General features: G+C 34.4%; 9 protein-coding genes. 7 read left to right on the top strand and 2 right to left on the bottom strand.

The window, feature by feature from the left end:
* Positions 1-229 precede the first annotated feature (229 nt).
* The 6 genes from ACIPNH_RS00900 to ACIPNH_RS00875 are packed head-to-tail and all read left to right on the top strand — an operon-like array spanning position 230 to position 5055.
* The gene (locus tag ACIPNH_RS00900; protein WP_155968396.1) at positions 230-955 is read left to right on the top strand and encodes a F0F1 ATP synthase subunit A; all 726 of its coding nucleotides are present in this window, start codon (positions 230-232) and stop codon (positions 953-955) included.
* Positions 956-1014: 59 nt separating this feature from the next.
* Complete coding sequence (locus ACIPNH_RS00895) at positions 1015-1242, top strand: F0F1 ATP synthase subunit C (RefSeq protein ID WP_006014985.1); 228 nt, start codon at positions 1015-1017, stop codon at positions 1240-1242.
* A 3-nt stretch (positions 1243-1245) separates the two neighbouring features.
* On the top strand, positions 1246-1725 hold the full coding sequence (locus tag ACIPNH_RS00890; protein ID WP_065094794.1) for a F0F1 ATP synthase subunit B family protein: 480 nt from the start codon (positions 1246-1248) through the stop codon (positions 1723-1725).
* 8 nt (positions 1726-1733) lie between these two features.
* Positions 1734-2210: a F0F1 ATP synthase subunit B family protein gene (locus ACIPNH_RS00885; RefSeq protein ID WP_400771020.1), complete on the top strand. Its 477-nt coding sequence runs from the start codon at positions 1734-1736 to the stop codon at positions 2208-2210.
* 14 nt (positions 2211-2224) lie between these two features.
* Positions 2225-3823 carry a glycosyltransferase family 2 protein gene (locus ACIPNH_RS00880; protein ID WP_400771030.1) on the top strand — a complete coding sequence of 533 codons (1599 nt, stop codon included), beginning with the start codon at positions 2225-2227 and terminating at the stop codon, positions 3821-3823.
* Positions 3781-5055 carry a COX15/CtaA family protein gene (locus ACIPNH_RS00875; RefSeq protein ID WP_264724184.1) on the top strand — a complete coding sequence of 425 codons (1275 nt, stop codon included), beginning with the start codon at positions 3781-3783 and terminating at the stop codon, positions 5053-5055. The genes ACIPNH_RS00880 and ACIPNH_RS00875 overlap by 43 nt, the downstream gene beginning before the upstream one ends.
* Here the strand turns inward: ACIPNH_RS00875 and ACIPNH_RS00870 are convergent.
* Both ACIPNH_RS00870 and ACIPNH_RS00865 read right to left on the bottom strand, forming a co-directional pair.
* Positions 5004-7079, bottom strand: coding sequence for an acetyl-CoA carboxylase biotin carboxylase subunit (locus ACIPNH_RS00870; protein WP_400771017.1), 2076 nt, complete (start codon positions 7077-7079; stop codon positions 5004-5006). The two genes, ACIPNH_RS00875 and ACIPNH_RS00870, sit on opposite strands and share 52 nt — an antisense overlap.
* A gap of 61 nt (positions 7080-7140) precedes the next feature.
* Positions 7141-7803: an ankyrin repeat domain-containing protein gene (locus tag ACIPNH_RS00865; RefSeq protein ID WP_264724182.1), complete on the bottom strand. Its 663-nt coding sequence runs from the start codon at positions 7801-7803 to the stop codon at positions 7141-7143.
* Between the two features lie 149 nt (positions 7804-7952).
* Between ACIPNH_RS00865 and gltX the strand changes: the two genes are divergently transcribed.
* Complete coding sequence (gltX, locus tag ACIPNH_RS00860; protein ID WP_264724180.1) at positions 7953-9374, top strand: glutamate--tRNA ligase; 1422 nt, start codon at positions 7953-7955, stop codon at positions 9372-9374.
* The last annotated feature ends 118 nt before the right edge of the window (positions 9375-9492 follow it).

Genomic DNA, 9492 nt, shown 5'->3' with positions numbered 1-9492 from the left:
TATATACCTCACTAAAAATTAAATTATAATCAAAATAAGATATTAAGTCAAGATATTGAATAATTTAACAAGATTAGTAAATTTTAAAATACAGAGCTGACTGTAATTAACATTCTAATTACATATTTTGTTAATATGTTAATGTTATAATAATACAGAGCCTTATCTTAATTCTTGACTTTGTCCTATAAAATTCATACTTTATTTACTGTTTATAATTCAGATTAAAATGGCATTAAATCCGCTGGAACAGTTTAAAGTATATACGGTAATAGAGTTACCTAGGTTATTTGGGTATGACGTAAGCTTTACCAATTCATCTCTTTTCACGATGATTTCGGTGATATTGGTGATACTCTTTTTGCTTTTTGGAATAAAGAAGGGGGCAGTAATACCAGGATATTTGCAAGCTGCAGTTGAGTATGTATATGATTTTGTTATTTCAATAATAGAAAATAACACTGGAAGCAAAGGCTTGCAGCACATTCCATTGATATTTACAGTGTTTATTTTCATTTTATCGTGTAATTTAGTTGGTGTTCTTCCTTATAGTTTCACGGTCACAAGTCATGTGATAGTCACCTTCGCTTTATCGATGGTGGTTTTTATTTATATAACGATTGTTGGATTTAAAGAAAGGGGAGTAGAATTTTTACGCATATTGCTACCAAAAGGAACTCCTTCGTGGCTTGCACCTATAATAATTATTATTAAGTTGTTTGCTTATTTAGTAAGGCCGGTTAGCCTATCAATAAGGCTTGCAGCAAATATGATTGCTGGTCATACAATCATCAAAGTGATAGCAGGGTTTATTGTAAATATGAACATATTTTTCACTCCTGCGCCGTTTTTGTTCATAATTGCATTGATAGGATTTGAAGTATTTGTTGCAATTTTACAAGCTTATATATTTACTATATTAACATGTGTATATTTGTCAGATGCAGTAAAGTAATTGACTTCCTTGTAGAATATTTTACAATTATATTATAAAGAAATAATTAAAGGTAATATATGGATTTAGTAGCTTTAAAATTTATAGCAATTGGTTTAGCTGTGTTTGGAATGCTCGGTGCTGGTTTAGGTATAGCTAATATCTTCTCTGCTATGTTAAATGGGATTGCGAGAAACCCTGAATCAGAAGGTAAAATGAAAAGTTATGTTTATATTGGTGCTGCCATGGTTGAAATCATGGGATTGCTTGCGTTTGTACTTGCAATGTTATTAATATTTGCTGCTTAACAGATGCCACAGCTTGATGTTTCAACCTTCTTTTCTCAAGTTTTTTGGTTTTTAATTTTTTTCTCTTCACTTTTTTTCGTAGTAAGTTGTTTATTTTTGCCAAAGTTAGATGAAATAATAAGCACTAGAAGTAAAGAAGTATTGGATTCTTTTAATAGTTCTGTTCATCTTTTAAGACTCACGGAAGATCAGGTTGCCAAGTATAATGCCGCTTTAAACCAAGCTAGAATACAGGCAAAAAAAATCATAGATGATGCACTTGCTCAGGTAGAAGAAATGAGAGCTAATGTTAAGAATATATTAGAAGAGGAAGATAAAAAAAAGAGCAAGCTTATTGAAAAAAAAGTGGCAGAATTTAAATCTGAATATACTGATCAGTTAAAACAAATGGCTACTAGTATTGCTTTAATTTATTATACTAAGTTGACTAATTCTGAAATTGAAGAGGAATTTATTGCTGACTTGGTGTCCAAAGAATTTTAGGGGTTTTTATGTCTACATCACTGATTATCGGTCTTGCCTTCTTGGTAAGTTTTGTCCTTTCGTATAAATTGCTAAAGAAAGTGATAAAAAATGCGCTTAACAATAAGCGTAACAAAAGCAAATTTTCAAGTGAAGAAACTGAAAAATTCAGGAAAGATATGTTGGAGTATTACAAAAAATCTTCTAAAAAATACAAAGAATTAGATGCAGAAGTTAATAAAATGATGAATGAAGCACTTGATAAAGCTAATAGTATCATTAAGCACAATAGACAGCAGCTAGATCAGACATTAGATGACAATGCCCATTCTAACTTGAAGAAAGTCACTGACCAAGTTGAAAAAGCTCTTGGAGATTTACAGGCTAACACAGCGAATATAGCTGCTGATGCTGTAAAAAGAATAATGCATGAACGTAAAGATGATAAGCGTAGTAGCGAGGTCATATCTTCGTTTTCACGTGACTTAAATAAAAAATTGCATTAGGTTCAATGCAACAATTGCCTATACTTCAAGCTGATAATGTAGAAAAAATTAAGTTTGATTCTAGTTTGTGCAAAGAGCCAGAGAAACTTTTTTACTATAAATTTAATATAATTCCTTGGCAAAAATTAAATAATACTACTTTTTTTATGGTTGAAGACACAAGCCGAGATATCAACCGTTGGGTCGAAGCTCATTACGGTATTGACTATGTATTAATAAAAGTGGATAGCGAACAGATTTTAAATCTTCTTAACTCGCACTTTGGTATTTCAGAATTTGCAAGCAACTACTTATATTACAAGAATCCTAATTTTTCAGCTAAAAGCATTAAACTAAGCTCAATATTTTTTGCTTCTTTCTTTATTGTAACTTCAATTTTAACACTAACAGAGAAATATACATATTTTGCTTTGATGTTGATATTTATAATCGGATGTTCTAGTTATTTATTCAAGTTTATAGCTACAATTTTTAACTTATGTGAAACCTCTAATCAAAAAGTGGATTATAGTAAGCTGAATGAAGAAGATTTTCCTATATATACTATTTTATTGCCTGCTTTTAAAGAAAGTGCAGTGATAGAGCAATTGATCGAAAGCATTGAAAGTTTGGATTATCCAAAATCAAAATTAGATGTGAAGCTTCAGGTAGAAAGTGATGACCAAGAAACGCTAGCAGCTATAGAAAAGTACACTTTACCGCAGTATTTTGAAGTAATAAAAGTGCCTCATTCTTTGCCTAGAACAAAAGCCAAGTCATGCAATTATGCTATGAGCTTTGCTAGAGGAAAGTATGCAGTAATATATGATGCGGACGATAAACCAGACCCATTGCAGTTAAAAAAAGCACTGATTGAATTTAATAAGGGCGACGATAAGTTAGCCTGTGTACAGGCGAAATTAAATTACTATAATTGTGATTGTAATTTTCTCACAAAATCCTTTTCTCCGGAGTATATGAACTGGTTTCAATACTTATTGCCTGGATTCCAAAAAATGAACATGCCAATGCCTTTGGGTGGTAGCAGTAATCATTTTTCAGTAAAAATTCTAAGAAAAATGTTTTTCTGGGATGCTTATAGTGTTACCGAAGATGCTGACCTCGGTTTGAGACTTGCGCAAATGGGATATAAAACCAGGATGATTGACTCAGAAACATTGGAAGAGTCACCAATTGCTGTATTTGCTTGGATTAAGCAAAGAGCGCGCTGGATCAAAGGCTATATGCAAACTTATATTGTTCATTTAAAAAATATAAAGTCTCTTTATAAACACACTGGATTTAAGGGAATTTTGCTATTGAATCTTTTTGTTGGCTCTGCAGCTTTTATATTTTTTACTACTCCATTTTTACTGCTTTCATTGATATTAACTAAAGTTTTAAATGAATTATTTTTGTACTACTTTGTAGTGGTATACGTTACTAACCTGATTCTTTTGGTAATAGCTGTCAAACAGCAAAAGATGCCTTTTTATTTTTATATAGTATCGATATTTTTTCCGGTCTATAGTCTGCTACATAGTGTTGCAGCTTTTCTTGCCTTGTGGGAATTTATTCTTTACCCTGAGCGATGGAACAAAACTCAGCATGGTTTATGGAAGCAAAACCTGTAGCTATTTGGCTTTTTCTCTGCTCGGTCATGGTAATTCTCATGGTAGGGATTGGTGGATTTACCAGACTTTCAAAAGCAGGATTGTCAATCACGGAGTGGAAACCAATTACTGGAACATTACCACCACTGAGTGAACAAGACTGGCTACAAGAAAAATTAAAATACGAAGCTACACCTGAATATAAAGCACTTAACTATGGTATTAGTATGGAGGAGTTTCGCGCTATATACTTAATAGAATATATACACAGATTGGTTGCAAGACTAACAGGTTTAGTTTTTGTCCTGCCATTTATATATTTCATATTAAGAAGAAAAATATCTAAAAAGGTAGTAATAAAGCTATTTGTGGCATTATTATTTGGAGCTTTACAAGCTTTTGCTGGTTGGTATATGGTTAAAAGTGGTTTAGTAACTGAACCTCATGTTAGCCACTATAGGCTTGCACTTCACTTATTATTAGCATTAATTATCTTTGCATTATTGTCATATCAATTTTTTGATTACCAAATATGGATCCCAGTGTTACGTACACAACTATACGAACATTGCAGTATAAGAGTAATTTTCACCAAGAAAGATGTCATCCCAGTGCCCAGACACTGGGATCCAGAAAACTTAACTTTAAATAAGTGGCTGCATAGTAAAAGCTGGATTCCAGTGTCAGCTACTTTCATGACACCATTTGCTGTGCAATTTATTTTCAAAAGTAAGCGTTCGTACAGTTGTGTGTCAGCTACTCGGATGACAGGATTTCAATCTACTAACAGTAGTATATATTACACAATACTTATTCTGATTCTAATTGTAATACAAATAATTTTCGGCGCATTTGTTGCGGGATTAAATGCTGGTTTGATTTACAATACCTTTCCACTAATGGACGGACAAGTCGTTCCAGAAGATTTATTTTTCTTACAGCCTATATGGCTGAATATCTTTGAGAACAGAGCGACAGTGCAATTTATACATCGAGCACTGGCATTGCTAATACTAACTTTGGTAGTAATACTCACAGTAAAAAATGCTAGCGTAAAACCGGTATATATTATGCTGCTCTCCATCATCATTCAGATAATTTTAGGAGTGGTTACTCTTTTGTTACACATACCAATAGCCATTGCCATAGCTCATCAAGTGTTTTCATTTATCTTATTTGGGTCAAGTTTGTACTTCTTGTGTTATTTAAGAAAGCAGACTACATCACCGATCTGCACATTTTTTCCTTCTTGAACGGGAATATTTTTTATCACCATTGCTGCTTCAGCACATATGATATTTTCCATTTTCATTGCCTCCACCACAAATAAAGGTTGTCCTATTTCCACCTGATCTCCTACATTTACGTGTAATTTAACTAATAAGCCAGATATTGGGGATTTTACAACATCTACTGAAATCTCTTCTGTTTCATTATTTAGCATTAACTTACTTAATTCAGCTACATGAGGTTTTAATATACAACACTCAGCTTTCATACCTGCATGTCTTATGAAGTACTTGCTGCCTTGTCTTTCTATTTTAAGTGCTATATTGGTATCGTCATTAATTGTGATATATAGCAATCTATAACTTGATTTCCACTTGCCTATAACGGAGTATTTATTGTGATTATATACCGTTATTAATATATTATCTTGGTATTTTGCATTTACGGAGTACTCATTGTCATTTATATTCACTATGAATAAATCTCTTGCACGGTCACCTGCCATCCGAGTAGCTGATACTGGTGCCCCTTCTTTTTTACTAGATTCCAGTGTCACGCACTGGAATGACACCTGAGATGTTTCATTCACTGCTTTATGATGGTACCTTTCTTCATTTTCCAAATGAACATATAACGCAGTGAAAATAAATATTTTAATATACTCCTCTGTAACAAAATCGCCGTGAAACCCACTAGGGTAATGATCTGGAATGAATCTCGTATGGAGCTTTGCTGCGATAAAATTTGGGTGATGGAAGATGGATTCTAGAAATTCTATATTATTTGTTACTCCTTCTATATAGCATTCAGACAATGCTTTTTGCATTCTGCTGATCGCTTCTACTCTATCTTTTCCATATGTTATCACTTTGGCAATCATCGAATCATAGAACATGCTAATTTCTGAACCTGCAGCAACTCCATCATCTATTCTTACATAATCATTTTCACCCGGTTTATCGTAATATTTTATTTTTCCGCTGGAAGGGAAAAATTTCTTCGATGGGTCTTCAGCGCAAATTCTACTTTCTATTGCAGAACCAGTAAGTTTAATATCATCCTGATTGAATCTCAATTTCTCTCCACAGGAAGTTCTAATCATTTCTTCTACTATGTCTATTCCAGTTATAAATTCTGTTACTGGATGCTCAACTTGCAATCTCGTATTTACCTCAAGAAAATAGAAGTTTTGGTCTTTATCTACAACAAACTCAACAGTGCCTGCTGAAAAATAGCCAACTTGCTTTGCCAGAGAAACACATTGAACATACATTTTTTGTCTTACTTCTTCACTAATGAATGGACTTGGCGTTTCTTCTATTATTTTCTGATTATTCCTTTGTATCGAGCATTCTCTTTCTCCAAGACAAACTATATTGCCATATTTATCTGCTATGATTTGTATTTCAATATGTCTTGGCAACTCTATATATTTCTCTATAAAGATACTGCCATCCTTAAAACTTTTCTCTGCTTCATTTGTGGCTGATGTAAATGCTAGTTCAATTTCTTTTTTGGAGTTTACAATTCGCATTCCTTTGCCACCACCGCCTGATGCAGCTTTAAGCATAACGGGAAAACCGATCTCTTCAGCAACTTGAGCTGCATGGGCAGCATCGCTGATCTTACCCATATATCCTGGCACTACATTCACTCCAGCTTTTTTTGCCGCTTCTTTTGCTGTTATTTTGTTGGCTGTAACTTCTATTGTTTCTGCACTGGGACCTATGAAATCTATATTGTGTTTTTGCAAAGCACGTGGAAAATCTGGATTTTCTGCTAAAAAACCATAGCCAGGATGAACTGCCTCAGCACCTGTTTCAACTGCTACTTCACATATTTTTTCAATGTTTAAATAACTGAGGCAAGATGGCGAAGGGCCGATATATCTTGACTCATCTGCTTGTCTTACATGCACAGAATTTACATCTGCATCCGAATATATGCATACACAAGATATACCCATCCTACGAGCAGTTCTGATAATCCTGCAGGCAATCTCTCCTCTGTTTGCTATTAAAATCTTACTGTACTTCTTTTCCGTCATCGTATGAATATACTTTCTTAAGTTGAGAAAGTAAATTATTGCCTGCAAGTAATTTTTAGCTTCATGCTACAGCTAAATCACTATTTAAAAGTTGCATAACATCAGGATCTGTCACTATAGTACTTTCATCATACAAGCCGTATATCCCGTTACATGCCTTAAACAACAAACATGTAGATCCTCCAGAAGCTATTGTAGCTACTGAAGCTAGTGCAAGAGATTGAGAAACCAAAAATAAAAAGTACAAGGATAAACATAAGGCAGCAATACACGCTATAGCTCCTATTATGTATAAGCACAAATGAAATTTGCTATTACATATAAAACCGCCCTTTATACCTGCAATTTGCTTAGCTTCTTCCCGTTCTGCAGCATTTAAAAAATAAAGAGGAGCTACCGCTACTCTCCCATGAAGAATGCAGCTTTTATCACAGAGTGCTTCTTTAATATATCTCTTATTATCCTTAAGTTTCTCTTTTAATCTTTCTGATTCTTTCCAATTTTTAGCTTCTTCTGCTTTTTTAACCTTACTCTTAGTACCTTCTTCCAAATTTCTCATAATCTCTTTGAGTGCAGGTAGCAGAATTTCTTGACTTGCTGCTATATGAAATGGGTTCCCATTTTCATCAAGCCTATGCTTAGCTGCATAAGCAACATTCTCTGTGCAAATTCTGACAAATTCATCTTTATTTCTTGCTTTTGCAACTTCAAATAAGTCAGCCATAACATACCTCGCTATATTTAACCAACACTAAATTATACAACATAACTTACGAAAAACAAGTAGATTTTATCTCTCAGAATAAATAAATTCCACATTGTTACAAGCATAAATTTTAGCTATCATCATTTACATTACTGTAATAGACAAATATGCCAGACGTAGTCACTAGATTCGCTCCATCACCAACAGGGTTTTTGCACATTGGTGGGGCTCGCACTGCGTTATTTAATTGGCTCTATGCAAAGCATCATGGTGGCAAGTTTTTGCTGAGAATTGAAGACACCGACAGAAAACGTTCAACACAAGAAGCAATTGATGCAATTATAGAAGGGCTAAGATGGCTCGGTATGAGCTATGATGGGGAAATAGTATATCAGTCAAAAAGAATAGAGCGGCATAAAGAAGTAGCAAACCTTTTAGTTGAGAAGGGTAGGGCGTATCACTGTTATTGCCCTGAGGATGAAGTTGCAGAAAAGAAAATAAAAGCAAGAGAAGAGGGCAAGATATACAAGCATAAATGTACTACAAAACCTCCTTCTTGTCATCCAAGTAGCCGATACTGGAAAAATATGTGGTCACGCGCTGGAATGACATCGGGTGTGAGGTCAGTTGTCCGCTTTAAAGTGCCAGATTCGCAAGAGATCGTTATTGATGATAAAATATACGGCCAAATTAAAGTAAATAGCAACCAGCTTGATGATATAGTGATCTTACGCTCTGACAACACTCCAACATATATTTTTGCTGTCGTAATTGACGATCATGATGCTGGAATAACTGATATAATACGCGGTTCTGACCATCTCACTAATACCTTTAAACATCTGCTAATATACCAGGCTCTTGATTTTGACATTCCACGCTTTGCACATGTGCCGCTTATCCATGGGGAAGATGGGAATAAGCTATCCAAAAGGCATGGTGCCACAAGCGTTTGCGATTATGAAAAGATGGGAATATTGCCAAAAGCGATGCGTAATTACTTGCTGAGACTTGGCTGGAGTCACGGCAACGATGAAATTATTAGCGATGAGCAAGCAATAGAGTGGTTTAATTTAGAAAGTATTGGTCGTTCACCTGCACGGCTCGATTTCAAAAAGCTGGAGCATTTGAATAACCACTATATTAGTAATATGAGCAATGAAGATATTCTGGCTCTAATACTTGGAGAAAATACTCTAACTGACAAAAAAAAGAACTATTTATTACAGGGGCTAACGGAACTAAAAAAAAGAGCAAATTACCTGGCTGAACTGCTGGATTTAGCACAGTTTTATATAAGAGATCCGCCACTTGATTTAAGTGAAGAGGCTGAGCAAATTGTCAAATCTAACCTCAATATAATTAAGTTACTCGCATCATTTCTGTCAAAGATCGGTGATGAAAATTGGAATAAGGGTTTTTTATCTTCTCAGATCAAGGAATGTGCAAAATTGCACGATATGAAAATAAGCGATGTATACCACTCATTACGCGCCCCTATAACTGGAGTAATGGATGCACCTGGAATCATTGATATCATGGTGATTCTTGGTAAAGATGAGTGTATAAGAAGGTTACAAGCAATTTAAATGAAATAAGAAAATTTCTTGACAAGCTTTGCCAGCCCCTTTATCATGACAGTGAAGCTATTGTATTTGCTTTCGCCAATCTGCAGATTAAAAGGTAAGGATTACTTAATGTATCGGC

Origin of the sequence: Wolbachia endosymbiont of Drosophila barbarae (genome assembly GCF_044752445.1) — a bacterium.
Lineage (GTDB): Bacteria > Pseudomonadota > Alphaproteobacteria > Rickettsiales > Anaplasmataceae > Wolbachia > Wolbachia pipientis.
This window is presented reverse-complemented; position numbering and strand designations above follow the sequence as displayed.